23 protein-coding genes and 1 tRNA gene are annotated in these 24,526 nt (G+C 62.4%); 10 read left to right on the plus strand and 14 right to left on the minus strand.

Features of this window, described 5'->3' with window-relative positions:
- Positions 1 to 18: 18 nt before the first annotated feature.
- Positions 19 to 1,023: a thiamine-phosphate kinase gene (gene thiL / locus H4V99_RS11325; RefSeq protein WP_280680086.1), complete on the minus strand. Its 1,005-nt coding sequence runs from the start codon at positions 1,021 to 1,023 to the stop codon at positions 19 to 21.
- A 27-nt stretch (positions 1,024 to 1,050) separates the two neighbouring features.
- Here thiL and H4V99_RS11330 point away from each other — a divergent pair, with 27 nt between their 5' ends.
- Complete coding sequence (locus H4V99_RS11330) at positions 1,051 to 1,548, plus strand: DUF3515 domain-containing protein (RefSeq protein ID WP_280678341.1); 498 nt, start codon at positions 1,051 to 1,053, stop codon at positions 1,546 to 1,548.
- Positions 1,549 to 1,557: 9 nt separating this feature from the next.
- On the opposite strand, the gene H4V99_RS11335 is transcribed toward H4V99_RS11330, so the two are convergent.
- The 9 genes from H4V99_RS11335 to H4V99_RS11375 all read right to left on the minus strand — a co-directional run bounded on the left by H4V99_RS11335 (position 1,558) and on the right by H4V99_RS11375 (position 11,834).
- Positions 1,558 to 2,658, minus strand: coding sequence for a D-alanine--D-alanine ligase family protein (locus H4V99_RS11335; protein ID WP_280678343.1), 1,101 nt, complete (start codon positions 2,656 to 2,658; stop codon positions 1,558 to 1,560).
- Positions 2,561 to 3,685, minus strand: a complete 1,125-nt coding sequence (locus H4V99_RS11340; protein ID WP_280678345.1) for an NAD(P)H-dependent glycerol-3-phosphate dehydrogenase — start codon at positions 3,683 to 3,685, stop codon at positions 2,561 to 2,563. Before H4V99_RS11340 ends, H4V99_RS11335 begins: the two co-directional genes overlap by 98 nt.
- The gene (locus H4V99_RS11345) at positions 3,675 to 4,433 is read right to left on the minus strand and encodes a lysophospholipid acyltransferase family protein (RefSeq protein WP_280680088.1); all 759 of its coding nucleotides are present in this window, start codon (positions 4,431 to 4,433) and stop codon (positions 3,675 to 3,677) included. The genes H4V99_RS11340 and H4V99_RS11345 overlap by 11 nt, the downstream gene beginning before the upstream one ends.
- A 46-nt stretch (positions 4,434 to 4,479) precedes the next feature.
- On the minus strand, positions 4,480 to 5,808 hold the full coding sequence (murA, locus tag H4V99_RS11350) for a UDP-N-acetylglucosamine 1-carboxyvinyltransferase (RefSeq protein WP_280680090.1): 1,329 nt from the start codon (positions 5,806 to 5,808) through the stop codon (positions 4,480 to 4,482).
- A gap of 93 nt (positions 5,809 to 5,901) precedes the next feature.
- Complete coding sequence (leuD, locus tag H4V99_RS11355) at positions 5,902 to 6,513, minus strand: 3-isopropylmalate dehydratase small subunit (RefSeq protein WP_280678347.1); 612 nt, start codon at positions 6,511 to 6,513, stop codon at positions 5,902 to 5,904.
- A gap of 2 nt (positions 6,514 to 6,515) precedes the next feature.
- Entirely contained in the window at positions 6,516 to 8,015 is a 1,500-nt protein-coding gene (leuC, locus tag H4V99_RS11360; RefSeq protein WP_280678349.1) for a 3-isopropylmalate dehydratase large subunit, read from the minus strand.
- Between the two features lie 173 nt (positions 8,016 to 8,188).
- On the minus strand, positions 8,189 to 8,872 hold the full coding sequence (locus tag H4V99_RS11365) for a protein phosphatase 2C domain-containing protein (RefSeq protein ID WP_348522365.1): 684 nt from the start codon (positions 8,870 to 8,872) through the stop codon (positions 8,189 to 8,191).
- Between the two features lie 224 nt (positions 8,873 to 9,096).
- Positions 9,097 to 10,122, minus strand: coding sequence for a TerC family protein (locus H4V99_RS11370; protein ID WP_280678351.1), 1,026 nt, complete (start codon positions 10,120 to 10,122; stop codon positions 9,097 to 9,099).
- A 269-nt stretch (positions 10,123 to 10,391) separates the two neighbouring features.
- Positions 10,392 to 11,834, minus strand: coding sequence for a DUF2252 domain-containing protein (locus H4V99_RS11375; protein WP_280678353.1), 1,443 nt, complete (start codon positions 11,832 to 11,834; stop codon positions 10,392 to 10,394).
- 193 nt (positions 11,835 to 12,027) lie between these two features.
- On the opposite strand from H4V99_RS11375, the gene H4V99_RS11380 reads away from it, so the two are divergent.
- Positions 12,028 to 12,693: a GAP family protein gene (locus tag H4V99_RS11380; RefSeq protein WP_280678355.1), complete on the plus strand. Its 666-nt coding sequence runs from the start codon at positions 12,028 to 12,030 to the stop codon at positions 12,691 to 12,693.
- Between the two features lie 22 nt (positions 12,694 to 12,715).
- Here the strand turns inward: H4V99_RS11380 and H4V99_RS11385 are convergent, their stop codons facing one another.
- The gene (locus H4V99_RS11385; protein WP_280678356.1) at positions 12,716 to 14,347 is read right to left on the minus strand and encodes an MFS transporter; all 1,632 of its coding nucleotides are present in this window, start codon (positions 14,345 to 14,347) and stop codon (positions 12,716 to 12,718) included.
- Between the two features lie 127 nt (positions 14,348 to 14,474).
- On the opposite strand from H4V99_RS11385, the gene H4V99_RS11390 reads away from it, so the two are divergent.
- The 4 genes from H4V99_RS11390 (at position 14,475) to H4V99_RS11405 (ending at position 18,507) form a co-directional block, all read left to right on the plus strand.
- A complete protein-coding gene (locus H4V99_RS11390; protein ID WP_280678357.1) occupies positions 14,475 to 15,638 on the plus strand; it encodes an AI-2E family transporter in 1,164 nt (387 codons plus the stop codon).
- Between the two features lie 59 nt (positions 15,639 to 15,697).
- Positions 15,698 to 16,879: an FAD-dependent oxidoreductase gene (locus H4V99_RS11395; protein ID WP_280678358.1), complete on the plus strand. Its 1,182-nt coding sequence runs from the start codon at positions 15,698 to 15,700 to the stop codon at positions 16,877 to 16,879.
- Entirely contained in the window at positions 16,876 to 17,808 is a 933-nt protein-coding gene (locus tag H4V99_RS11400) for a Brp/Blh family beta-carotene 15,15'-dioxygenase (protein ID WP_280678359.1), read from the plus strand. Before H4V99_RS11395 ends, H4V99_RS11400 begins: the two co-directional genes overlap by 4 nt.
- Positions 17,809 to 17,895: 87 nt before the next feature.
- Positions 17,896 to 18,507: a fasciclin domain-containing protein gene (locus tag H4V99_RS11405; protein WP_280678361.1), complete on the plus strand. Its 612-nt coding sequence runs from the start codon at positions 17,896 to 17,898 to the stop codon at positions 18,505 to 18,507.
- Between the two features lie 144 nt (positions 18,508 to 18,651).
- On the opposite strand, the gene H4V99_RS11410 is transcribed toward H4V99_RS11405, so the two are convergent.
- Positions 18,652 to 18,727: transfer RNA gene (locus H4V99_RS11410), tRNA-Glu, on the minus strand.
- A gap of 131 nt (positions 18,728 to 18,858) precedes the next feature.
- Here H4V99_RS11410 and H4V99_RS11415 point away from each other — a divergent pair.
- From H4V99_RS11415 to H4V99_RS11430, 4 genes are all read left to right on the plus strand, one after another.
- A complete protein-coding gene (locus tag H4V99_RS11415) occupies positions 18,859 to 19,533 on the plus strand; it encodes an MBL fold metallo-hydrolase (RefSeq protein WP_280678363.1) in 675 nt (224 codons plus the stop codon).
- Between the two features lie 112 nt (positions 19,534 to 19,645).
- A complete protein-coding gene (locus H4V99_RS11420; protein WP_280678365.1) occupies positions 19,646 to 20,440 on the plus strand; it encodes an ABC transporter ATP-binding protein in 795 nt (264 codons plus the stop codon).
- Entirely contained in the window at positions 20,437 to 21,735 is a 1,299-nt protein-coding gene (locus tag H4V99_RS11425) for an ABC transporter permease (protein WP_280678371.1), read from the plus strand. Before H4V99_RS11420 ends, H4V99_RS11425 begins: the two co-directional genes overlap by 4 nt.
- 60 nt (positions 21,736 to 21,795) lie before the next feature.
- A complete protein-coding gene (locus tag H4V99_RS11430) occupies positions 21,796 to 22,407 on the plus strand; it encodes a TetR family transcriptional regulator (RefSeq protein WP_280678373.1) in 612 nt (203 codons plus the stop codon).
- Between the two features lie 37 nt (positions 22,408 to 22,444).
- Here H4V99_RS11430 and H4V99_RS11435 read toward each other — a convergent pair whose 3' ends face one another.
- Both H4V99_RS11435 and H4V99_RS11440 read right to left on the minus strand, forming a co-directional pair.
- Complete coding sequence (locus H4V99_RS11435) at positions 22,445 to 23,644, minus strand: EAL domain-containing response regulator (protein ID WP_280678375.1); 1,200 nt, start codon at positions 23,642 to 23,644, stop codon at positions 22,445 to 22,447.
- On the minus strand, positions 23,637 to 24,509 hold the full coding sequence (locus H4V99_RS11440; protein WP_280678377.1) for a response regulator: 873 nt from the start codon (positions 24,507 to 24,509) through the stop codon (positions 23,637 to 23,639). Before H4V99_RS11440 ends, H4V99_RS11435 begins: the two co-directional genes overlap by 8 nt.
- Positions 24,510 to 24,526 lie beyond the last annotated feature (17 nt).

A 24,526-nucleotide genomic window follows, 5' to 3' on the forward strand; every position in this document is an offset into this window, starting at 1 on the left:
CCAGCGACTAAGCGGCACCTAACCCGCGAGTCCGTCCCAGCCACGGTAGGGATCCCAGCCGCCCTGCGTGTGGGGCTGACCATCCACACACACTTGCCCAGCGGCCGCGGTCACAACACCAAGCGCCCGAAAACCGTCCGGCAGTGGGACTCCGGGCGGGAAGGTCGCCAGCAGTCCGTGGTCCTCACCACCTCCGAGTGCAACCTCGAGGCGATCGCCGAGGGCGCTGGAGGCGAAATCGATTCCCACCCCGCTGGCCCGCGCGATGCGCCCCGCGTCCAACGCGAGACCATCCGACACGTCAAGCATCGCCGTGGCACCGGCCACAGCCGCCGCAGGGCCGCAGTCGAGCGGGGGAACCGGTGTGAGCTGGGCCGCAATCTGCCCTGGGTACTGCGCCTTGGCCTCTGCCGCGCGAGCGGCATCGGGAATCCCGTCATCGTCAACACCGAACCGGAACAGAATCTCGAGCCCCCGTGCGGCCTCCCCCAGCCGACCGGCCAGTGCCACAACGTCACCCACACGTGCGCCCGACCGTTTTACCGGCTCCCGACCCTCCAGATCTCCGAAGGCTGTGACCGCCAGGGTGAGAGCGTCCGATGCGGACAGGTCTCCGCCCACCACACCGCACCCGGGTGCCAGTGCTTCACAGCACTCCCGCAGGCCGTCGGCAATCCCTTCCAGCACCCACACGGGCGTCGACGACGGTGCTGCGATCGCAACGACCAGTGCTGTGGCCCGTGCACCCATTGCTGCCACATCCGACAGGTTCGTGGCGGCAACCTTCCACCCGAGGTCGTGCGGTGTCGACCAGGCGAGCCGAAAATCGGGACCCTGAATCATCATGTCCGTCGTCACCACGAACCGGCCATCGGGAGCGGCGACCACGGCCGCGTCATCGCCGGGGCCCAGAAGCTGACCGGTCGCAACGGGAAGCCGAGGAAAGAGACGCTCCAACACGGCAATCTCACTCACGTCGTTCAGCGTCTCGGGTGAACGTGCACTCTCATCGGCAGCAAACATCATGGTTCAAACGGTAGCCTGAATGTGATGATTCCCCGATTCACGGCTCTGCGCGTCAGCGCCGCCGCAACAGTCCTCCTCGGCACTATTTTGCTCACCGGGTGCGCCGCCGCTGTCCCGCTGCAGCCCGCCGCTGATGCCACCAACCCTGCCTGCGCCGACGTGGTGGTGCAACTCCCCGAGTTGGTGTCCGACGAGCCCATTCGCGAGACGAACGCCCAGGCCACCGGCGCCTGGGGTGACCCGTCGGCGATTCTGCTGCACTGTGGCGTCACCGTTCCCGGCCCGACGACGCTACCGTGCCTCACCGTCAACGGCATCGACTGGATTGAAGACGATTCGGACGCCCCGCTGTACCGGTACACGACCTACGGCCGCGACCCGGCTGTTGAACTCGTCATCGACTCGGGCAAGGTCAGCGGCACGAATACGCTCGTCGACCTGGCCAGCGCCGTCTCGGGCATTCCCGCCACGGCAGCCTGTGTGGGTGCCGAAGACGTGGAGTTTCCGAGCGACGCTCCCTAACCCGCCCGACTAGGAGCCGTGGCGGGCGTGTGCCAGCGCCACGGCAATAAGCTCATCAATGAGCTGGGGGTAGGTGTAACCGCTCGCCAGCCAGCAACTCGGGAACATCGAGATGGGTGTGAACCCGGGCATGGTGTTGATCTCGTTGATCACCCAGCCCGTGGCGGTGAGAAAGAAGTCCACCCGGGCCAGACCGGCTCCGTCAATGGCGTCGAACGCACGAATGGCCATCCGCTGCATCTCGGCGAGGTCGTCCGGTCCCAGCTCGGCCGGACACAGCAGGTCGATGCCCGCGCCACCGAGGTATTTGGCCTCAAAGTCGTAAAAGTCGCGGCCGGTCACCACCACCTCGCCAGCCACGGATGCCCGCGTCGGCTCCCCCGGGCGACCCTGCAGCACGGCCACCTCCAGTTCGCGTCCGCTCAGGCCAGCCTCGATGAGTACCTTGCTGTCTTCGGCGAGGGCAACGGCCATGGCCTGCGCCATATCGTCAGCCGAGGAGACGCGGCTGACGCCCACACTGGACCCTGCTCGGGCCGGCTTCACGAAAACGGGCGCGCCAAACTCTTCGAGAGCCGCATAGGCCATTCCCGGCGCTTCGGCCCAGTCGTCGGCCGTGATGGTGCGCCACGGAGCCACCGGCAGGGACGCCTGCTGAAAGACAATCTTCGTGAAGTGCTTGTCCATGCCCAGCGCGGAGGCCAGCACACCAGACCCGACGTAGGGAAGGCCGAGCAGTTCCAGCATTCCCTGAATGGTTCCGTCTTCGCCGTACGGGCCGTGCATGATCGGAAAGACCAGGTCGATGGTGCCGAGCGAACGGATGCCGGCGGCATCCGTGACGGTCAGCTCGCGATTGCTGGTGCTGTCGGGCCACTGCACGCGGGTACCGTTATCGGCCACCTCCGGCAGGGCGGCGGCGTTCAGACCGAACTTGGCCGGGTCGTCGTCTTCGAGCACGAAGGCACCCTCCCGGGTGATGCCCACCGGGATGACGCGATACCGATCACGGTCAATCGCTGCGAGAACTCCGCCCGCCGTTGCGCAACTGATCGAATGTTCGCTTGAACGCCCCCCAAAGAGCAGCACTACCGTGAGCTTGTCCATCATTTGTCCTTTCGCCCTGCGGTTCGCTGGAATCGGTGGTGAGGTGCGGGGCAATGTCCCGCGGGTTCAGCGTGCCATCAAGCACCTGGCGAACCTGTTCAACGATGGGCATGGCGACCCCCTTGGCGGCGGCCAGTTCGAGAACGGGCTTCACGGACGCGAGCCCTTCGGTGGTTTGTTGCATCTGCTTGACCACATCGTGAATGCTGTAGCCCTGCCCGAGGAGGCGTCCGGCCGTATTGTTTCGCGACAGGGGTGACTGACAGGTGGCAATGAGGTCACCCAGTCCCGCCAGTCCGGAGAGCGTCTCGGGATGCGCGCCGTAGGCCACGGCGAAATCGGTCATCTCCACAAGGCCACGCGTGATGATGGAGGCCTTGGTGTTCTCGCCAAAACCCACACCGTCCACGATGCCGATCGCCACGGCAATGAGGTTCTTCAAGACACCGCCGAACTCGGTTCCGATCACATCGGTGTTCACGTACGACCGAAAATAGTTCGTGGTGGCGAGCTTGGCCACGGCCTGCGCGGTTTCGAGGCTCACCGAGGACACCACGGCGCCGGTCGGCTGCTCCTTGGCGATTTCGAGGGCCAGGTTGGGTCCCGAAATGACGGCAATACGCTCGGGTGCAATGGGCAGCACCTCTTCGATCACCGAGCTCATGCGCATACCCGTTGTGCGTTCAACGCCCTTCATGAGGGACACGATCACGGCATTCGGTGCCAGGAACGGTTCGGCAAGAATCAGGTTTTCCCGCAGCGACTGACTCGGCACCGACACGAACACATACTCGGCTCCGGCCAGAGCCAGATCGAGGCGCGTGGTGGCGCGCAACCCCAGCGGCAGGTTGATCCCCTGCAGATAATCGCTGTTGCGTCGCGCTTCAGAGATTTCCTTGGCCAGTTCGGGTCGACGGGCCCAGAGCACAACATCGGCTCCACCATCGACAAGAATCTTTGCAAAGGTGGTGCCCCAGCTGCCGGCGCCAAGAACAGCAACGCGGGCGCCGGGCAGGATCTTAGGCTTCAAAACGGCCGGTCTCTTTCTGATTGTGTTCGGCCGGGTTCCAGCGCTTGACTGGGGCCTTCTCATCTCGGAGGTCTTCGAGCAGCCCGGTGATGGCCTGCATCACCACGGCCGTGGCCTCGTTGAGGGTGGCCGTGTCGAGGCTGCGACCACGGAAGGCGCTCAGGTCCACCGGGTCACCGATCTTCACCGCGATGGTCTTGCGGGGAAAGAACGAGATCTTCTTGGAGTAACGCTCCAGAACGTGCTGCGTTCCCCAGTGGGCTGCCGGAACGATCGGGATGCCCTGCTCGAGGGCAATGCGGACCGCGCCGGTCTTGCCGCGCATGGGCCAGAGATCGGGATCGCGCGTGAGGGTACCCTCCGGGTAAACGACCACCATCTGGCCCCGTGCTGCGAGCCGTTGCGCCGCCTTCACCGGTTCGCTTCCGCGCACCGATCCGCCACGCTGCACGGGAATCTGCCCCGAGCTGCGCAGGATGAGGCCCACGATGGGAATCTCAAAAACGGATGCCTTCGCCAGGAACCGAGGCTGACGCCCCAGCTTCCACGACACCACCCCCATCACGATGGGGTCGATCTCGCTGTAGTGATTGGGTGCCAGCACAAACGCTCCGCTGCGCGGAAATTTGTCACCGTCAACGATTCGAAAACGAGCCGCCGCATTCATGAACGGAAGAAGAAGACCGGCCAGGATCCAGAACGCGGATGGGCGGCTTTTCTCCGATCGAAATCGGCGGGGTGACGGCAACGCTGTGGCTGCCGCTTCGGCGGAATTATGGTCTGACACAGCCCCATTATCCTTCGAGATCGAAGTCTGCTCCCAAAAGCCGCAGCTTGGTGATGAAATTCTCATAGCCGCGGCTAATGATTCCCACGTTGCTCACGGTGGAGGTTCCCTCTGCCGACAGGGCTGCAATGAGGTGGCTGAAGCCGCCGCGCAGGTCGGGCACCACGATGTCGGCGCCGTGCAGTTTGCTGGGTCCGGTGATGACGGCCGAGTGCTTGAAGTTGCGCTGACCGAACCGGCAGGGGTGTGCGCCGAGGCACTCGCTGTGAATCTGAATGGTGGCACCCATCTCCACCAGGGCGTCCACGAAGCCGAAGCGCTGCTCGTAGACGGTTTCGTGCACGATCGACGTGCCGTGCGCCTTGGTGAGCGCGATGACGAGCGGCTGCTGCCAGTCCGTCATGAAGCCGGGGTGGACATCCGTTTCGATGATGACGGGCTTGAGGTCGCCACCCGGGTGATAGAAGCGGATGCCGTCATCGTGAATATCGAAGGCGCCACCCACCTTGCGGAACACGTTGAGGAACGTGAGCATCTCGGGCTGGCGTGCGCCCCCCACAAAAATGTCACCGTCGGTGGCCAAGGCTGCGGCTGCCCAGCTGGCGGCCTCGTTACGGTCGAAGAGGGCGCGGTGAGAGAAACCGTCGAGACGTTCGACGCCCTCAATGCGAATCACGCGGTCGGTGTCGACGGTAATGATCGCACCCATCTTCTGCAAGATGTTGATGAGGTCCATGATCTCGGGCTCGATGGCGGCGCCCTTGAGCTCCGTGATCCCCTCGGCGCGAACGGCGGTCAGCAGCACCTGCTCGGTGGCTCCCACGCTCGGGTAGGGCAGCTCGAGCTTGGCACCCTTGAGACCGTTCGGAGCCGACATGCGGATTCCGTTGGGCTGCTTCTCCACAACGGCTCCGAACTTGCGCAGCACATCCAGGTGGAAGTCGATCGGGCGGTCACCAATGCGGCAGCCACCCAGGTCGGGAATGAAGGCCTCGCCCAGTCGGTGCAGCAACGGTCCACAGAACAGAATCGGAATGCGCGAGGAGCCCGCGTGCGCGTCGATTGCGGCGAAGTGCGCGCTTTCCACGTTGGCCGGGTCGAGGATGAGGTCACCGGTTTCGGGACCCTCGGTCACCTTGACGCCGTGCACCTCCAGGAGGCCGCGCACAATGCGCACGTCACTGATGTTAGGTACGTCTTTGAGTAGGCTGGGCGACTCTCCGAGGAGTGCGGCCACCATGGCCTTGGTGACAAGGTTCTTGGCACCCTTCACTTCGATGCGTCCCACGAGGGGGATGCCACCGCGAATGGTGACCTTGTCCGCGGTGAGGCCCACGGCCGCGCCATGGTTGGCCGCGCTACCGCGGTTCTGTGCCGAGTCGGCCAGCGTGCCGCCCGGCTGCGCGTCGTTGGTGAGGGTGCTCAAGAATTACCTGCCTTGTGGAGAGAGTGCGGGGAGGGTGCGTGGCAACCACGATTCCCGCGTCGATTCGAAATCTGCAATTCGCGCTTCGTCGCGCAGGGTCAGCCCGATGTCATCAAGACCTTCGAGCAGCCGCCATCTAGTGTAATCATCGATCACAAACGAGACTGTGAGATCACCGACACGCACGGTCTTGGTCACCAGATCGACCGTGAGTTCCAGTCCGGGATCCGACTCGATCACGCGCCAGAGGGTTTCCGCGTCGGCTTCGGTGATCTGGCCGGCCAGAAGTCCCTGCTTACCGGCATTTCCACGAAAGATGTCGCCGAAGCGGGGGCTGAGAACCACGTCAAACCCAAAGTCGCGAAGCGCCCAGACGGCGTGCTCCCGTGAGGACCCTGTTCCAAAGTCGGCTCCGGCAACGAGCACCCGGCCACCCTGATACGGCTTCTGATTGAGCACAAATTCGGGGTCGCTGCGCCACGCGGCGAACAGAGCGTCCTCAAATCCGGTGCGCGTGACGCGCTTGAGATAGACGGCTGGAATAATCTGGTCGGTATCGACATTGGAACGGCGAAGCGGAACGGCAATGCCGGTGACGCTGGTGAACTTTTCCATGATTACTTGTCTCCAGTCGCTGTGGCGTGCTCGGTGACCTCTGAGGCTCTGGTGACGCCCTGCGGGAGGTCCCACGGACCCGAGAGCGTTCCACGGATGGCGGTTGCTGCGGCCACGAGAGGTGACACGAGGTGCGTGCGCCCACCCTTACCCTGACGACCCTCGAAGTTTCGGTTGCTTGTGGACGCACAGCGTTCACCCGGAGCCAACTGGTCGGGGTTCATGCCGAGGCACATCGAGCAGCCTGCAAAGCGCCACTCGGCACCAAAATCGAGGAAGATCTTGTCGAGGCCCTCGGCTTCGGCCTCGATGCGCACGCGTGCAGAGCCCGGCACCACGAGCATGCGCACACCCTCGGCGATGCGCTGACCGCGAATCACCGCGGCGGCGGCGCGCAGGTCTTCGACCCGGCTGTTGGTGCAGGAACCGAGGAACACGGTGTCGACGTGGATATCTTTCATTGCCGTTCCGGCGGCGAGGTCCATGTACTCCAGCGCACGCTCGGCGGCGGAACGCTCGTTGGCGTCACTGATCGTGGCCGGGTCCGGCACGGAGCCGCTGAGCGACACGCCCTGGCCGGGGTTGGTCCCCCAGGTGACAAACGGCTCAAGCTCGGAGGCATCCACGATGACCTCCGCGTCAAAGGGCGCACCGGCGTCGGTGGCCAGGGTGTCCCAGTACGCCACGGCGGCGTCCCAGTCGGCGCCCTGCGGAGCGTGTGCTCGACCCTGCAGGTAGTCGTAGGTGATCTGGTCGGGTGCCACCATTCCGGCGCGAGCACCGGCCTCAATCGACATGTTGCAGATGGTCATGCGTCCCTCCATAGACAGCGAGCGGATGGCCTCCCCACGGTATTCGAGAACATACCCGGCGCCGCCACCGGTACCGATGCGGGCGATGACAGCGAGGATGATGTCTTTGGCCGTCACGCCCTCCCGCAGCTGACCGTTGACCGTGATCGCCATGGTCTTGAACGGGTTGAGCGGCAGGGTCTGGGTGGCCATCACATGCTCCACCTCACTGGTACCAATGCCCAGGGCCATGGCCCCGAACGCACCGTGGGTGGAGGTGTGCGAGTCGCCGCAGACGACGGTGATGCCGGGCTGGGTCAGTCCGAGCTGGGGCCCGACAACGTGAACGATGCCCTGCTCAATATCTCCGAGGGAGTGCAGCCGAACACCGAACTCCTCACAGTTGCGACGCAGCGTCTCGATCTGGGTGCGGCTCGTCAGATCCACGATCGGCTTGTCGATCGCCAGCGTGGGAGTGTTGTGGTCCTCCGTGGCGATGGTGAGGTCCGGGCGGCGCAGAGGGCGACCGGCGAGCCGGAGACCGTCGAAGGCCTGCGGGCTGGTGACCTCATGCAGCAGGTGGAGATCAATGTAAATGAGGTCCGGTGTGCCGTCTTCGCCCTTGGAGACGAGGTGCTTGTCCCAGACCTTTTGCGCCAGAGTGCGCAGTGGCGCCGGAGAGGCGTTGGTGGTGGTGGAGTCTTTCATCATGTCTGTGCGTCTTCCTCACGAATAGGTAGCAGCCGACGCTGAACGCCGCGACGAGAAAGGCCTCAGAGTTGGGTCTCGTCGCGGCACAGAAGAAGAAGTCGAGCGGCCAGCATTCCTAGAGGCTAACACTTCGGCGCGGGAGGCCGCATGCCCACCCGTCATCGTGGCCGGCGTCAGAGACCGTAGCTGGCCTCGAGAACGACAACGCTCACGTTGTCGTGACCGCCGTGTTCGAGGGCTTCTTCCACGAGCACATCCGCGAGACTGCGGGCATCCGTTTCGGTTGTCACATGCGTCTTCAGCACACGCGCAATGTCAATCGGTGCGAGTTCTTTCGTGAGGCCGTCCGAGCACACGATGAAGGTGTGACGACCGGATGCCGGCAGCAGCCACACATCGGCATCGACAAATTCATCCGCACCGATGGCGCGGGTGATGACATTGCGTTCCGGGTGTTTTTCGGCCTCCTCCAGCGTGATGAGGCCGGCGTCGAACATCTCCTGAACAGCGGAGTGGTCCACGCTCAGCTGCGTGAGCACGTCGCCGTTCCACGTGTAAATGCGAGAGTCCCCCACGTTGAAGGCCATCCAGTGATAGCCCACATCGTTGCCCGCATCAACGAGTGCGACGCCGGCGAGGGTCGTTCCGGACACGGCAGCGCCGTAGTCGTCGACGGAGCTGAGATCGCGCACGGCATCGTTCGATGAGTGGATGGCGTCGAGAATTCGCTCCGGCGTGGAGGGCACATCACGTTCAATGTGCTCATCGAACACCCGAACAACGGTTTGACTGGCCACGTCCCCCTGCGCGTGTCCGCCCATACCGTCGGCCACCAGGAAGATCGGGGACTGCGCCATGACGCTGTCCTCGTTGATCTTTCGAACATGACCCACGTCGGTACGCGCACTAAAACGGCAACGTGCGATTCCACCCACGAGGGCGATTTCGCTCACACCGGTCACGGGGAGGTGCACCGCAAAATTGCCACACTAACTCGCATCCTTCTCGCCGGAGCACCACGACGCCATTTTCGCGTCCTGCTGAAGCACCGGAGCTAACCGTACCAAGGCGGCAACGATTTCTAGTGGTCTACGCTCTCGGAAATCTCTTCCTTGAGGGTGTGTCCTCGCCTGCGAGCGTCGGAGCGAGCCTTGATGAGGCTCGCCACCGTTGCCACGGCCATGGAGCCGATGATCACTCCGAGCGAGGTCCAGGTGCCGATCTCCGGTGCCCATTCCACGCCGTTTCCGCCATTGATGAACGGCACCTCGTTGGTGTGCAGAGCATGTAGGACGAGCTTCACACCGATGAAGGCGAGGATGACCGCGATGCCGTACTTGAGATATTCGAGACGTTCGAGCAGACCACCGAGCAGGAAGTACAGCTGTCGCAAGCCCATGAGCGCAAAGACGTTCGCGGTGAACACAATAAACGGACTTGTCGTGATGCCGAAGATCGCGGGGATGGAGTCGAGCGCGAAGATCAGATCTGTGGTGCCGATCGCCAGAAAGACGATGAGCATCGGCGTGAAGACCTTCTTGCCGTCGATGAGCGTGCGCACCTTGGAACCGTCGTATTCGGAGGAGATATTGATTCGGCGACGAAGCAGACGAATGAAGCCGTTTTCCTGGTCTTCGTCCTCGTCTTCCGAGTTTATGGCCTGCCTGATAGCGGTGTAGAGCAGGAAGGCACCGAAAATGTAGAAGATCCAGCTGAAGTTCTCGATGAGCTGGGCCCCGAGCAAAATGAAGATACCGCGCAGCACGAGGGCAATGATAATGCCCACCATCAGCACTTCCTGCTGGTACTTTCGCGGCACTGAGAACCGCGCCATGATGATGACGAACACAAAGAGGTTGTCAATACTGAGGCTGTACTCGGTGAGCCAGCCCGCCAGGAACTGGCCGGCATGTTCGGCGTCGCCGAGAATCAGCATGAGCAGGGCGAAGACGAGGGCGAGACCCACGTAGAACGCCACCCAGAGAGACGCTTCCTTCATAGACGGCACGTGCGGCCGCTTGTACACGATGAGCAGGTCGGCCACGATAATAAGCGTGAGCACGATGATCGATCCGATTTCGAACCACAGAGGCAGAGCGAGTTCCAACAGAGGGCCTTTCAGTATGACGGGGGGCTGCAGGCAGCATGGAACCCGAAAGTCTCTCCCGCGTTGGTCTCCGGGGAGGCCAACACCACCGCGACCGGGGCTGCGACTTCGGAGCCCGTGTTGACGACCGCGACGTAGAACTCAGAGAGTCCCTAGGGATACTCCCCTTCGCTCGGAAAATCATACCAGCGCTGCGCTATTTCGACCGACTCTGTGTTCCGACCGACTCAGTGTTCCGGCCGACGCCGTGCGCCGCCCCACCTCGACGGTCAGACACCCAGGGTTGCCTGAAGTCTGCCGGAGCGCACAGCTGCGGCAAAGTTCTCGTAGTCCGTCTCATTCTGATCGGCATATCGTGAGCAGAAATCAGTCACCGATTCATCGAATGTGTCGCCCGTGCCGAGGTACGCAGCCAGAGCAACCGGGTCACCGGACCGCGCGTGAGCCCGCGCCAGCGTCCAGCCGCACACACCCGCGTACATCATCATTCCGGGTGGCTTCATATTTTCGACAACCACCGAGCCCTTCATGTCACGAAGTTGTCGCCAATACATAAACCGATTTTCTTGCTGGCCCGGTGCCCAGCCCAGAAAAATGTCGCTCGCGGCCTGCATCATGCGTTGTCCCTGAACGACGCGCTCCCCCGGTTGGTCATACCGACTCTTCGGGAGATGATCTTCCAGAACGGATGCCCGCGCCTCCTTCACCTGCAGGAAGAGCGGGTCCTGCTGATCACGACCCTCCAACAGCACTATGAAAGCTCTCGCGCCCACACTCCCCACGCCCACGACCTTGCGGGCCACATCCACCACCCGGAAGCGCTCCAGCAGAACACGTCGGTCGTGCTGCAGGGTTGCCAGGTAGGCACGCCACTGCCCGCGAATAGATTCCTGTAATTCTTCGGCAGACAGGTTGAAGGCACCGATCAAGTCTCTGGCCGGGATGACGATGGGCGGTTGGCTGCGGATGCGGTATTCCCCATCAACGAGCTCTCCGAGTTTCGACAGGGCCTGCAGGCTGTCTCGGGTGCGAGCCTTGCTCACCAGGGCCTGGGCATTCTTCTCTGCAGTGCGCGCCGCCTTCCGCTCCACCTTGTCGGTGTCTTTGCTGCCCGCCAGGTTCTTGAGGGTGGACATGATCGCGTCCTCGGTGAGGTGCGCGTACCACACGTCCATTGTGCTCATTGCGGCGAAGGTTGTCATGGCTTCACGATAGGCACGCACTGACGCGGTGGTGACGTCCCGAGCCTCGCTTGTGGTGAATCGGTTGTTGCGTGCGGCAATGGTAAAACTCGTAGCCAGGCGTTTCACGTCGTATTCGAACGGGCCGGGTAGCGTCTTGTCAAAGTCGTTGAGGTCGAACAGGAGGGTGCGCTCGGGAGACGCAAAAAGGCCAAAATTCGACAGGTGAGCATCCCCGCACAGCTGCACCGTGAGTCCGGCTCGTGGCGTGTCTTTCAGGTCGGCGGCCATTATTTTGGCAGCGCCGCGATAAAAGGTGAACGGCGACACGAGCATTCGACCGTGACGAACCGGCACGAGATCGGCATCCCTCGTGAGGTTCTGCTCTTCGAGCAGCGTCACGGGGTCGGGGCGGTCGACGGCAGGTGACCAGCCCGTGTGGCTGGAACGTGGTGCCGACTCGCGCGCCCGCTGGCCGTTGGCCGTGCGCTCCGGGACACTCAGGTGAACCAAGGACTTCTCTTCAGCCATTCGGGGCATCCTTTTCTCTGTGTGCTGCTACGTTCGCCCCACATCGGCCAGGTGTCAATGGCCAGCTATTCCCCGTGAGCAATCGAAACCGTGAATGGGAAACCGGGGCAGAATGGCACCGGTCTCGGTCTCCGCACGGGTCCAACCACCATGGCCTGACCGGTGACCGGCATCTCAGGGAGGGTTGCGCCACATGTTGCAGACAGTGGGACAGCTGGTCCCGATTGCGCTCGCGGTGGCACTCAGCTCCGTGCCCATCATGGCCACGGTCCTCATCCTGCTCTCTCCCAACCGCAACCGCTCATCGGTGCCGTTCCTCATCGGCTGGGTTGTGGGGATCGGAGTCATGGCCGGGGTTTTTGCGGCGAGCGCGCTCGCCCTTCCCCAGGTCGGTGATGATCGGTTCCCGTGGGCCATCAGTCTGGGTCAGATCGTTGTGGGCTTAGCGCTGGTGGTGCTGGCAATCATCGGCTGGAGTCGAACCACCCAGCACCCGACAACGGGGATGCCTCGGTGGTTGCGGGCCGTTGGATCCTTTGGACCGTGGTCCTCGTTCGGACTCGGTATGGGACTGAACCTGCGGCCCAAGGCCCTGCTGCTCAGCGCCGCCGCCGGGCTGTCGATTCGGCTCGGGTCGCTCACGGTCGAGTCGACCGTCATTCTGCTCGTCTGCTTTGCTCTTCTCGCCTCGGCGACAGTGTCGGTGCCCATCATCGTGGCGCTGGCTGCTCCCGACCGTGCCAATAAATGGTTGGGCAAAACCGAAGCATGGATCAGCCGCTACAACCACCTGGTCACCAACGGCATGATGTTCCTGATCGGCGTCGTCATTCTCGTGAACGGTCTCCTCCTGCTCTGAGCATCTCTTACTGCTCCGAGCATCACTGCAGGTCGTCGGAGGCGGAGTTCACCGTTTTCTTGCGCCGACTGCCGACCTTCTCCGTGGGGATGTTCTTCGAAAACAGCAGGGCAATCACCGAGAATATGATGAGGGCAAAGAACGACAGGCGCAGGGAATTAACCTGAGATTCGCCGTAAATCGAGGCCAGTTGAGCGCTCTCGGTGCTCGAGAGTCCCGCATCCGTTGCGATGCCCTCGATGCTCGACAGTGGCACGATGGCGACGCCGGACTCTGTGGCGGTCGTGACCGCGGATTTCGTGGAGGCTGAGAGGGAGCTGGCGTTAACGGCTCCCACAAATGATGTCGCGAGGGATGCGATCAGTACCGAGCCGATGAGTGCGGTACCGAGAGAGGATCCCAAGTTCTGAAACACGCCCTGTAAACCGCCGGCTTCGCTCGTTTCCTTCTCGTCCACGCTGGACATGTTCACGTTGCCGAGTTGAGAGGCCAGAAGCCCGAGGGCAGCGCCGGCCGTGAACATCCCCACGGCAAAAACTGTGCTTTTCAGATCGACGGACACCGACCCCAACAGGCACACTGCGCTCGCAACGAGAATGAGCTGCCCCACCCGCACGATCCGACGAGGTGACCAGATGGCCGACAACCGGGTTCCCACCACGGAGAAAAGGATGAGCGCAATTGAGAGCGGAAAGATCCTGAGGCCCGTTTCGAGCGCGTTGAACCCGAGGGTCATCTGCAAATAGATCGGAATCATGAAAAAGACGCCGGCCGTAAATGCGTACTGTGCCCCGAGCACCAGCAGTCCCGCGCGCAGCTGCGGAATGGCGAAGAGATCGGTGCGGAGAAGTGGTGCGCGACCGGCGGAAACGAGCGCGTTTTGCCGAACCATGAACCACCAGATCAGCGCAGCACCCGACAGGATCAAGTAGGGCACAAGCGACAATCCGAGGGGCTCGATCGGTCGACCATTGATCTCGGGTGACTGATACGGCAGAATCCAGCCCCAGGTTTTGCTCTGCAGCATCCCCAAGACCACCAGCACCAGCCCAGCGGCTGAGAGCACGACGCTGAACACATCGATGCGAATTTTCTGCGGGGTGCTGGAATCACTGATGAGTCTGGCGAGCAGGATCACGACGAGCATAATGACGACCTCACCGGCAAAGACCGGTCGCCAGCTGAGATAGGTTGTGACGTACCCACCGATGAGGGGGCCGGCGGCGACAGCCGCACCGGAGATTGCGCCAATGATCGCGTAGGCGATGACTCTGTCCTTTCCCAGATAGTTCTCGGCAACGAGGGCCGCGATTGCGGGGATGACGAGCACGGCTCCCAGCCCCTCAATCACCGACCAGCCGAGGAACAACGTCGCAAAATTGGGGCTGAACGCGGTGAGCAGCGAGCCACACGCGTAGACGATCGCGCCGATCATGAAGGCACGACGCCGACCCCAGACATCGCCGAGTTTGGCACCGAGAAGCATCACGGCCGCCATGGTGAGGGTGTAAAACGTGATGGCACCCTGCATGGCGGCAACCGTCGTATCAAGGTCACGGACGACCGTCGAGATTGACACATTCATCACGGTGCTATCGAGCACCATCACGAACTGGGCGGAGCCGAGGATGGTGACGGCGGTCCATTTCTTCATGACTGCACGCAATCTGGCGCAAACGCCACTCGGTGGCACGTTGATGGGGAGCTATGCAAGGCCGCTGTTTGAGGTGAGTATGGCACCGAGATGAATCGGGCGTAAGGGATCAACGAGAGGATCCACCATGACGGCTGCCATACCCGATGACCTCAGTCCTGCACTGAGACGGTTTCCGCGAGGAACCATCATTCTCGTCAGCCTCGCAGCCGCGACGGTGACAGCCGTCGGAATCAGCGGCATCCGAGGCATTTTGGCGCCGGTACTTTTCACTCTCGTCTTAGCCATCTGCGCACATCCCGTGCGCACGATGCTCGAAGCGCGCGGTGTCCCCCACGGCCTTGCCACCGGGTCGGTGATTCTGGTCGTGTTTCTCCTGCTCGCCGGATTCACGTACACGGTGATCATCGCCTTCGCCCAGTTCGCCTCCATGCTGCCGCAGTTTTCGACCCAGCTCGCCGACATCGGAGCGAACATAGCGGATGCGCTGAGCAAACTCGGAATCGATCAGGCCCAGATTCAGGCACTCACAGCCAGCTTCACACCCGGCAGCATCCTCAGTTTCTTCTCGGGAGTGCTCGGCAGCGTGGCCGGCATCACCGGATCCCTGGTGATCGTGCTCACCATGCTCATTCTGATGTCGGCCGACGGCCTTTACGTGCCCACCATTTTGCGACAACTGGAACCGCGAGTCCCCAACGTTGTGTCCGCGCTGAGTAATTTTGCGCGTCAGGTGCGCCGGTACATGGTGGTCACCACCGTGCTCGGCATCGCTCAGGGTGTGCTCAACACGATTGCTCTGCTCATCCTGCAGGTACCGGCTGCGCTACTCTGGGGCCTGCTCGCGTTTCTTTGCAGCTTCATCCCCAACATCGGCTACTTCTTTGCGATTATTCCACCCGTGGTCTTCGGCTTTCTCGTTGGCGGGTGGCCCACGGCCATTGCCGTGATCGTCGTCTATAGCGTGATCAATGCGGTCGTCCAGTCCGTTGTTCAGCCCCGAGTGGTCGGGAATACCGTGGCCCTCAGCCAAACGCTCACCTTCTTCTCGGTACTGTTCTGGGCCGTCATCATTGGACCCATCGGTGCCATCATCGCCATTCCGCTCACCCTTCTGGCGCGGGCAATTCTGATCGATGCCGATCCGGACACCTGGTGGTGGCGCCCCGCGCTCGGCGACACATCCGTGACGCGGCAACTGCTCAAGGCCAACGATGCCATCACCAAGCAGACGCGGGTGGACAAGCGTGCCAGCCAACGGCCGGCGGCGAGGAACACCCCCGACGACTGACTGCACGGGCGGGGCCGAACTGGTACCCCGAGCAGGTGGGATGGCCTAGCGTTTAAGGTATGACGAGGCTTTCTTCCCTGCCTGACGCCGACCTCGTAATTATCGGGGCCGGAGCTGCCGGACTTTCCCTTGCGGCTCGACTCGCACGCTCCCACTCACACCTGCAGGTCGACGTGATTGAGCCGCGTCTGACGTACACCGACGATCGCAGCTGGTGCTTCTGGCGGCCACCGCACCATGATCTGTCCGATCTGGTTGCGCACAGCTGGGATGGCTGGCGTTTCTCGGGCGAAACCGGTCCGGCGCGCCACCACCGGGTGGCGGGCCTGCGCTACCAGTATGTGCGCGGCATCGATTTCTATACCCGTGCGCTTGAGCGCATCGACGGGGCCGACAACATCCGCTTGCACAGCGGTCTTCAGGCCACCGAACTCACCCCACTCGGAACCGGGACCGATGCGCTCGTGAGCGTGGAGACCGAGCGCGGAACCATTCGGGCTCGACACGTGATTGATACTCGCCCCCGCGCCCTGCCGGCAATGCTGTATCAAAGCTTCACCGGGGTGGAGATCGAAAGCGCTCGGGCGCTCCCCTTTGACGTGAACGAGGTGGGACTGATGGACTCCATGGCAACGGATGAAGGCGGTATGCACTTTCGCTACACGCTTCCGCTCAGCCCCACCCGCGCCCTTGTGGAGTGGACGCGCTTCAGCACCACGCCCGTGCCGGCCGCTATCCTCACCGCCGAACTAGAGGCCGAACTCAACCGGCTGGGCCTTGGCGATGCTCGGGTGATTCGTCGCGAGGGAGGCATTCTTCCCATGGGTGCGATTGGGGCATTGCCTGTCTCGCCGCCGGGCGTTGTCTTCGCCGGTAATTCGGGAGGAGCTTTACGACCGGCATCCGGCTATGCCTTCCTCCGAATCCAGGCCTGGGCGCGTGCCTGTGCTGCCGCTCTCGATGAAGGCGGACCGGCTATCGGCCATCCGACCGAACCCTGGCTGAGGCGGTCGCTTGACCGCATATTTTTGCAAGCGGTGCGAGCGAACCCCGAACGAACTCCGGAATACTTTCTGGCACTCGCCACCGGGGTTCCGCCCGCCGGTCTCGTGCGCTTTCTGAGCGACGCCGCTCGACTTACCGACTACGCGCGCCTCATTATCAGCCTGCCGAAAATACCCTTCCTGCGCCAGGTGGTTCCGCAGCCGCCCTCGGTACAGCCCGTTGCGGTGCCGGCATGAGCCGCCTCATCGAGGGCCCGGCCGTGCGGGTGCGCCCCTCCTTCGAGACGATCCTGTTCTCGGCAGTTGCGATCGTGGCTCTGCTCAGCTTTGCTCTGCAGCTCCCTTCCCCGCCGCTGCCGGTTCAGGCCGCGGTGCTCGGCGTGCTGGTCGCCACCCTCGGTGTGCCTCACGGCGCGCTGGATCCGCTCATCGCTCGTCGAACCGGGCTGTGGCGCAGTCCGCTGGGCTTTGCGGGTTTCAACCTCGGTTACATCGGAATTGTTGCCCTCGTGGTGGGCGTCTGGCTCGTCGCGCCGGTCGCGAGCCTGATTGGGTTTCTGGTAATCTCCGGCATCCACTTCGGTGCCGATTGGAATGTGGGACGCAGCGTCGTGGTGCGCTCTCTCACCGGAATCGGCCTGCTGACACTGCCGGCCTTTTCGCACTACGACATGGTCGCGGGTATCTATCAAACCCTGGCCGGCGACGGGGGCATTGTCGTGGCCGATGTGCAGGCGTGGCTCGGGCCGATCGCACTGGGTGCCATGCTGCTCGGCGCACTACTGGCGCTCCGACGCCGACCCACGGATTCCCTTGAGATTGTGCTCGCCGGTGCTCTTGCGCTGGTGGCTCCCCCGCTCGTATTTTTTGCGCTGTACTTTTGCGCCCTGCACAGTGCGCGGCATCTGCGCCATGGATTCGCCGAGGAACGCGGCAGCGGGAGGATCGCAGTGACCATCATGGTGATTTATACCGTGGTCCCGATCATTGCCGTGGCAATTTTGACGGCACTTTTCGCCGGCGATTTTGCGCCAGGAGGGTCACTGTCGAGCGACTGGATCATTCGCCTCGTCTTTATCGGACTCGCCGCCCTGACCGTGCCGCATATGAGTGTGATTACCGTTGCTGCGATCCGTGCGCGTCGGGCACGTCCAAAAATTCTTTAACCAGAGTGTATCCAATCGTGCCTCAGAACGGGAAGGGTAACTACGACTACCTATCGCCCACTGAGGGCCACAAAGAGGAGTTCCACTATGAAGAAGCAACTCATCGTCTCCCTGCTCGCTGCGGGAGCACTCGTTCTCGCATCCGCAGCCCCGGCATCCGCTAACGGTGCCGGTCAGAACGGTCCAGACTCTCCCCCCACGGGGTCGATCGTGGATGTGGCCGTCGCCGCTTCAGGCGGTGGCACGCCGGATAACAACCCGGGCGACTACGACATCTTGGTGCAGGCCGTGATCGCTACGGGATTGGCACCGGTTCTGGCCGACGAGAACAGCGAATTCACCGTCTTCGCACCCACTGATCGGGCCTTCGCGCTTTTGGTGAAGGACCTCACTGGCGAGGCACCCACGAGCGAGGCCGATGCGCTGAACACCATCACGACCGCTCTCTCGGTGGAGCAGATCACGAACGTGCTTCTGTACCACGTGGTGCCGGACAGCGCGCTGAGCTCTCGCTCCGTGCTCCTGTCACGCACACTCACGATGGCCAACGGCGGAATTGTTCAGCCGCGCGGCGTGAACCTCGTCGACGAGAACTCTGCATTTGCTAACCCGCGCCTCGTGCCGTCCGCACTCAACATTCCGGCCACCAACGGCATCATCCACACCGTCAACCGGGTTCTGGTGCCCGCCGTTCTCTAGTCAGGCTGGTTACACAGACAGGTCCGGCCCACCGTATTCGATACGGCGGGCCGGACCTGTGTGTGTAAGCTGCGGCACATGTCGGCTTCAACCACGACAAAAAAAATGATCCAGGATCCCTGTCGAAACACGGGAGCCGGGCAGTGGTGACCCCAGCGGGATTCGAACCCGCGTTACCGCCGTGAGAGGGCGATGTCCTAGGCCGCTAAACGATGGGGCCGTTTTTGCAACTTTATGAGTATGCCACATGAATCGGGCGCAACCAAACCGAGGCCACCCTCGGCTGTCTGCCAATGGTCGGTCACGGCGATTCATGTTGCGCACCAACTCGAAGAGGTATTAGCTCGGGGCATGAAACTGACGAAGCTCGAGCACGCCGCCCTGGTGATTGAACTGGCCGGCCAGAAGCTCTACATCGATCCGGGGTCGTTCACAACGGCCCTCACCGACACGGCGGGGGCTGCCGCTATCGTCATCACTCACGAACACGCCGATCACTGGACTCCGGAGCAGCTTCGGCGCGTTGCGGAGATGAACGAGGGCGTGCCGATCTTCGCCCCGGCCGGCGTTGCGGCGGCCGTTGCCGCGGCATCCGCTCGTGACGCATCGCCCCACGACCCGCTACCCGCCATCACCGAAGTGCATGACGGCGACACGGTTCAGGCCGGCCCCTTCACGCTGAGGTTTTTTGGACAGACCCATGCCGTGATTCACGAGTCGCTACCGGTCGTTGACAACGTGGGCGTGCTGGTGAATGACGAGCTCTATTACGCGGGCGATTCCTTTACGATTCCGGTCGGAGTGCAAGTACACACCCTCGCCGTTCCGGCCGCGGCGCCGTGGATGAAAATCAGCGAGGTCATCGATTACGTTCTGGAACTCCGGCCACGCCGGAGCTTTCCCACTCACGAGATGTTGCTTTCTCGCGCGGGAAAAGACCTCTCCAACGCCCGCATTGCGGCCGCGACCGAGCAGGGCAATGGTGAATTCTTTGCGCTTGAACCGGGTGATGTGCTGGACCTGTAAACTCAGCGGCTTTTTCCCCCCTCATCCCAGCGTATTTGCAGCATCTGCAATTTAGAGTGCAGTTACTGTAAGTTGCCATTCCACGGCAGCAGTTGATGACGAACGGGGCACCATGCCAGCCGAATGGGTAATCGACGCAACGGATCTGGAGAAATCCTACGGTTCAGGCTCGAGTCGCTTTGATGCGCTCAAAGGAGTCTCCCTCCAGGTGGCGCCGGGAGAAACGGTTGCCATTGTCGGTAAGAGCGGTTCGGGTAAGTCCACTCTGATGCACCTGCTTGCCCTCCTCGACGCACCAGACAAGGGCACGCTCCGGGTGGCCGACCAGGACGCCCGCGGCCTGTCCAAGCGCGCGGTGAATGAGCTTCGCAACAAGGAGTTCGGTTTCGTTTTTCAGCAGTTCTTTTTGACGCCCAATGTGAGCGTTCTCGACAACGTCACTCTGCCACTGAAGATTGCCGGTATTCGTTCCAAGGCTCGCCGTCAGCGCGGCCATGAAGTTCTGCAGCAGCTCGAACTCGACGACAAGGCGAGCAAGAAGGCCACCACGCTTTCGGGCGGACAGAAGCAGCGCGTGGTTATTGGCCGCGCTCTGGTGAACAACCCGCGGGTGATCTTTGCCGACGAGCCCACCGGCAACCTGGACTCCACGACCGGCCGCGTGGTGGAAGATATTCTCTTCGCACTCAACCGTGACCAGGGCATCACGCTGGTGATTGTCACTCACGACGAGGACCTGGCCGCGCGTTGTGATCGCCAGATTTACATTCGCGACGGCCTGATCGTGAATGAAACCACGTCGGCAATGCGCTCCGCTCCCGCCCACGCAGGGGCACACGCTGCCACTGCTCCCCCCGTCACTTCTCCCCCTGTCACTGCTCCCCACACCACAGGAGGTGCGGCATGAGAGTCACCGATCTCGTCGCCACCGCGATCTCAAACACGTTCCGCAGCAAGCTCCGCACCACACTCACTGTTCTCGCCATCTTCGTGGGCGCCTTCACCCTCACTCTCACCACGGCCGTCGGTGCCGGTGTGTCGGACTACGTCGACACTCAGGTGGGCTCACTGGGCGCCGCCGACGTGTTCATCGTGACTCCGAAAGCGGATGCCGCCCCCGCCGACTCCGGGCCGGTGGAATACGACCCGGCCACCTCTGGTGTTGCGGCGGGTGGTTTTGGCGGTCCTCCCGGTGCGGGCCCCACGACCGCTCTCACCGACACCGACCTCGCCACGATCGCCGGAACGACAGGCATCGAGGCTGTTGACCCGATCCGGGCGCTCTCTCCGGACTATGTGGTGAATGGCGACGGCACCAAGTACGAGCTGACCATCAACCCGGCCTCGGCCGTGACCACGTCCGACCTCACTACCGGCGCCCAGCTCGACCAGGGTGCCAGCGAACTGCAGATCATTCTCCCCGACAGCTATGTGAGCCCGCTCGGGTTCTCGTCGGACTCCGCTGCCGTGGGTTCCACCGTGCAGATCGGCATCACCGATGTGCTGGGTGAACGTCAAACCGTGAGCGCCACCGTTGTGGGAGTGTCCCTCGAAAGCATTCTCGCCTCCGGCGCCGGTGCCAACGCGGCGCTCACCACCGAACTCGCCACCGTGCAGTCGGCAGGCATCGACACTGGTGCCGCCCGCTATGCCGGGGCAACAGCACGTTTCGACACCGCTCTCTCCGCCGATGCCGTCAGCGCCCTGCAGACAACACTGGCCGACGATGGCTACACGGCCAGCACTATCGCCGACCAGCTCGGAACCGTACAGACGGTCATTAACGGCATCGTGGGTGTTCTCAACGCCTTCGCCGTGATCGCGCTCGTCGCCGCTGCCTTCGGCATTATCAACACTCTGCTCATGAGCGTGCAGGAACGCACCCGGGAAATTGGTCTGATGAAGGCCATGGGAATGGGTGGCGGCAAGGTCTACCTTCTGTTCAGCCTTGAGGCAATTGTGATCGGCTTCCTCGGCAGTGCCCTGGGCGCCGGTGTGGCCGTCGGGGTGGGGTCAATCCTCAGCAATGTGCTGTCCACGGGTCTGCTCGCCGACCTTCCCGGCCTCAATATTCTGCTCTTTGAGCCGATGTCCATTGCGCTCATCATTTTGCTCGTGATGGCGATCGCGTTCCTGTCGGGCACCCTGCCGGCCCAGCGTGCAGCGAAGGCGAATCCGATCGAGTCGCTCCGCTACGAGTAGCGTGATCGCTCCCGCCCAGCACACCGAGACATCCACTTGCACACAGGACCAGGCAGGACAATGAAGACCACCCTCCGCGAGGACAAACATCAGGCGACCAGTCAGCGGCTGGAACGAAACGCCGTCAGCCTCGTCCTGGAGCACGGCTTCGACGCCGTCACCGTGGACATGATTTGCAACGCCAGTGGAATTTCGCAGCGCACCTTCTTCAACTATTTCAAGACCAAGGAAGCTGCGGTCGTGGGTGCAGAACCACCCACCATTGACGAGGGCAAGGCTCGGGCATTTATTGCTACGGACGGGCCTGATCTCTTGGCGGAGGCACTGCAACTGGTGGCCGCAAGCTCGATGATGCTGGGCACCGATGAGAAGCTTCTGACCGATCGTCTGCGCCTGTTTGAAAAGAACCCGCAGCTGCTGCTGCGGCAAATGGACAGAATGAACCGCATCACGGCTGAGATCGCTGAGTTGGTGTACCTGCGGCGTCGTCGTGAGGCCGGGCTGGGGGCGGATGAGGCGGATTTACGCGAGCAGGCGGATCTGCTCACCCATGCGGTCCTTGGTGTGTTGCGCTACATGGCAATGCGGTGGATTCGTGACGAGGGTGTGGATCAGGTGCGAACGTTGGCTGCCACGGTGACGCTGCTGGGGCGCACGCTGCGCGTGATCTGACCGTGTCCCGCTCCGACCTCCCCCAGGGACCGGCGCCTCAGGTCAGAAGTTGCGGCAGTCGTTCCTCCCACTGCGTGATCCAGCCGATCAGGTCCTCCGCCGGCATCGGGCGAGCAATGAAGTAGCCCTGGGCAACATCGCAGTGAGTCCGGCGCAGCAGGTCCCAGTCCTCGAGGTCCTCCACCCCTTCCGCAACGACTTCCATGCCAAGCTCGCGGCCGAGGTTCAGGCTTGCGCTATACATGGCCAGCGCCGTGCTGTCATGGGTGGCGCCGTGCACGAAGCTCCGGTCAATCTTCAGTTCATCGAACGGAATCTTGAGGAGCTGGGTGAGTGACGAGTTGCCCGTACCAAAGTCGTCGATGGAGAGCCGAAAGTGCTTGAGACGAAGTCGGGTGAGGATCTCAAGTGGTGCCCGCTGGTCCAGCATCAGGCGGCTCTCCGTCACTTCGAGGACAACATCTTCGGGTTCCACCCCCTCGAGTGCAATGACGTCGGTCACAAAATCTGCGAATGTCACCGAGGAGCAGCTACTCATGGACAGGTTGACGGCCACCTTCAACCGCAGGCCTGCGTCATTCCATTCGCGGGTCTGCTTCATCGCTGAGCTCAACACCACTCGGGTGAGATCGTCAATCAGTCCGGTTTCCTCGGCGAGGGAAATGAAGCGGTCGGGGAACACCAACCCATCTTCCTGATGCTGCCAGCGAACGAGAGTCTCCACTCCCGACACGGCCCCCGTAGCCACGTTCACCTTGGGCTGGTAGTAGTTCACGAGCTCGCCGTTGTCGATGGCCCACCGCACGTCATGGGCGGTATACGACGTGGCCTCTCGTTCCGCCTCATCAGCCGGACGCCAGCGACCGGTCATCTCCTCCAGGTCAGCGATGGATACCGGCTTGCGCAGGTGTCCGAGCACGGTGATGTGATGGGCTTGCACAAGGTAGACGGCGGTTTGCAGCACGCGCTCTTCTGCCCCACTGACCAGAATCACGCTTCCGGTATACCCGTGATCCACCAGCTTTCGCACAAGTTCAATTCCGTCCATGTCGGGCATGTTGAGGGCGAGAAGGATCAGCTCCGGTGGCTTCGGGCCATCAACGATATCCAGAACCAATGCGCCGCTCTCGCAGGCGCTGACCGCGGTGTAGCCAAGCTTGACCAGCATGTGAGCAAGCAGTTTGTGCATGAACGTCTCGTCATCCACAACGAGGATTCGAATCCCGGAATTACTCATTCGTGCCCACAAACCGGGAGCGACCACCCATGGGTGCGTGCCCCACCCTGCCGAGCGATGGCCCCCACGAGTCCTGTATCGCCAGGATGGCCGCGTTCACCGCATCAATCTCCCTCTCAAAACGTGGGATGAACGCGATGACCCGGTCAATGTGATTCGCACGTCCTGCTGCTTCCATCAGCGAACAGAGTGCACCGAGGCCGATGGCTCCAACTGCGCGCGCAGAGGACATGAGCTTGTGAGCCTGTGCACCAGCCCTCGCGGCGTCCCTCTCGTCACACGCACAGGTGAGCGCGAGTGCAATGGCGGCAGTACTGGTCTGAAAAATATCCAGGAAATCCAGAATGACGTACGGGTCCAGTCCAACCGCGTTCTGCAAGACACGGATGTCGAGGGCGGCCGGTGCAGGCGCTGACAGCCCCCCTGCAGGAACTCTCCTCCCCGCGGCCAACTCAGGATCACGAGCGGCCACAAACTCTGCTGAGGAAAGACCTGCATCTCCCCGGCTGAGGAGCGCATCAATCGTGGCGTACAGCTCCTGATATCGCAGTGGTTTCGTGATGTACCCGTCACAGCCAGCTAACCGTGACTTTTCTTCGTCCGATTTCATGGCCATTGCCGTCAGGGCGATGACAGGAATAGCGCTGGTCGCGGGGCTCGCTTTCAGAACCGACGTGGCCGTGAGTCCGTCCATGCCGGGTAGCTGGATATCCATCAAAATGAGGTCAGGTGTCTCGGCAGCGGCCACGGCCAGTCCCGCTTCGGCATCTACCGCCGGGAGGACGATGTGGCCGGCACGGCCAAGAAGCAGTGTTGCGAGCTTCAGGTTTGCGGGGTTGTCCTCAACGATCAAAATGCGAGCCATGAACGACTCCCGCCCCC

It is taken from the genome of Cryobacterium sp. CG_9.6 (genome assembly GCF_029893365.1).
In the GTDB taxonomy this organism is placed as follows: domain Bacteria; phylum Actinomycetota; class Actinomycetes; order Actinomycetales; family Microbacteriaceae; genus Cryobacterium.

Excerpts from the sequence above, each read along its gene's own strand:
- H4V99_RS11375 (WP_280678353.1), bottom strand. The coding sequence starts at position 11,834 with ATGGCTGAAGAGAAGTCCTTGGTTCACCTGAGTGTCCCGGAGCGCACG.
- H4V99_RS11430 (WP_280678373.1), top strand. The coding sequence starts at position 21,796 with ATGAAGACCACCCTCCGCGAGGACAAACATCAGGCGACCAGTCAGCGG.
- H4V99_RS11385 (WP_280678356.1), bottom strand. The coding sequence starts at position 14,347 with ATGAAGAAATGGACCGCCGTCACCATCCTCGGCTCCGCCCAGTTCGTG.
- H4V99_RS11395 (WP_280678358.1), top strand. The coding sequence starts at position 15,698 with ATGACGAGGCTTTCTTCCCTGCCTGACGCCGACCTCGTAATTATCGGG.
- H4V99_RS11420 (WP_280678365.1), top strand. The coding sequence starts at position 19,646 with ATGCCAGCCGAATGGGTAATCGACGCAACGGATCTGGAGAAATCCTAC.
- H4V99_RS11330 (WP_280678341.1), top strand. The coding sequence starts at position 1,051 with ATGATTCCCCGATTCACGGCTCTGCGCGTCAGCGCCGCCGCAACAGTC.
- leuD (WP_280678347.1), bottom strand. The coding sequence starts at position 6,513 with ATGGAAAAGTTCACCAGCGTCACCGGCATTGCCGTTCCGCTTCGCCGT.
- H4V99_RS11415 (WP_280678363.1), top strand. The coding sequence starts at position 18,859 with ATGAAACTGACGAAGCTCGAGCACGCCGCCCTGGTGATTGAACTGGCC.
- H4V99_RS11380 (WP_280678355.1), top strand. The coding sequence starts at position 12,028 with ATGTTGCAGACAGTGGGACAGCTGGTCCCGATTGCGCTCGCGGTGGCA.
- H4V99_RS11440 (WP_280678377.1), bottom strand. The coding sequence starts at position 24,509 with ATGGCTCGCATTTTGATCGTTGAGGACAACCCCGCAAACCTGAAGCTC.
- H4V99_RS11405 (WP_280678361.1), top strand. The coding sequence starts at position 17,896 with ATGAAGAAGCAACTCATCGTCTCCCTGCTCGCTGCGGGAGCACTCGTT.
- H4V99_RS11365 (WP_348522365.1), bottom strand. The coding sequence starts at position 8,872 with ATGGCGCAGTCCCCGATCTTCCTGGTGGCCGACGGTATGGGCGGACAC.
- H4V99_RS11390 (WP_280678357.1), top strand. The coding sequence starts at position 14,475 with ATGACGGCTGCCATACCCGATGACCTCAGTCCTGCACTGAGACGGTTT.
- H4V99_RS11335 (WP_280678343.1), bottom strand. The coding sequence starts at position 2,658 with ATGATGGACAAGCTCACGGTAGTGCTGCTCTTTGGGGGGCGTTCAAGC.
- H4V99_RS11435 (WP_280678375.1), bottom strand. The coding sequence starts at position 23,644 with ATGAGTAATTCCGGGATTCGAATCCTCGTTGTGGATGACGAGACGTTC.
- leuC (WP_280678349.1), bottom strand. The coding sequence starts at position 8,015 with ATGATGAAAGACTCCACCACCACCAACGCCTCTCCGGCGCCACTGCGC.
- thiL (WP_280680086.1), bottom strand. The coding sequence starts at position 1,023 with ATGTTTGCTGCCGATGAGAGTGCACGTTCACCCGAGACGCTGAACGAC.
- H4V99_RS11425 (WP_280678371.1), top strand. The coding sequence starts at position 20,437 with ATGAGAGTCACCGATCTCGTCGCCACCGCGATCTCAAACACGTTCCGC.
- H4V99_RS11400 (WP_280678359.1), top strand. The coding sequence starts at position 16,876 with ATGAGCCGCCTCATCGAGGGCCCGGCCGTGCGGGTGCGCCCCTCCTTC.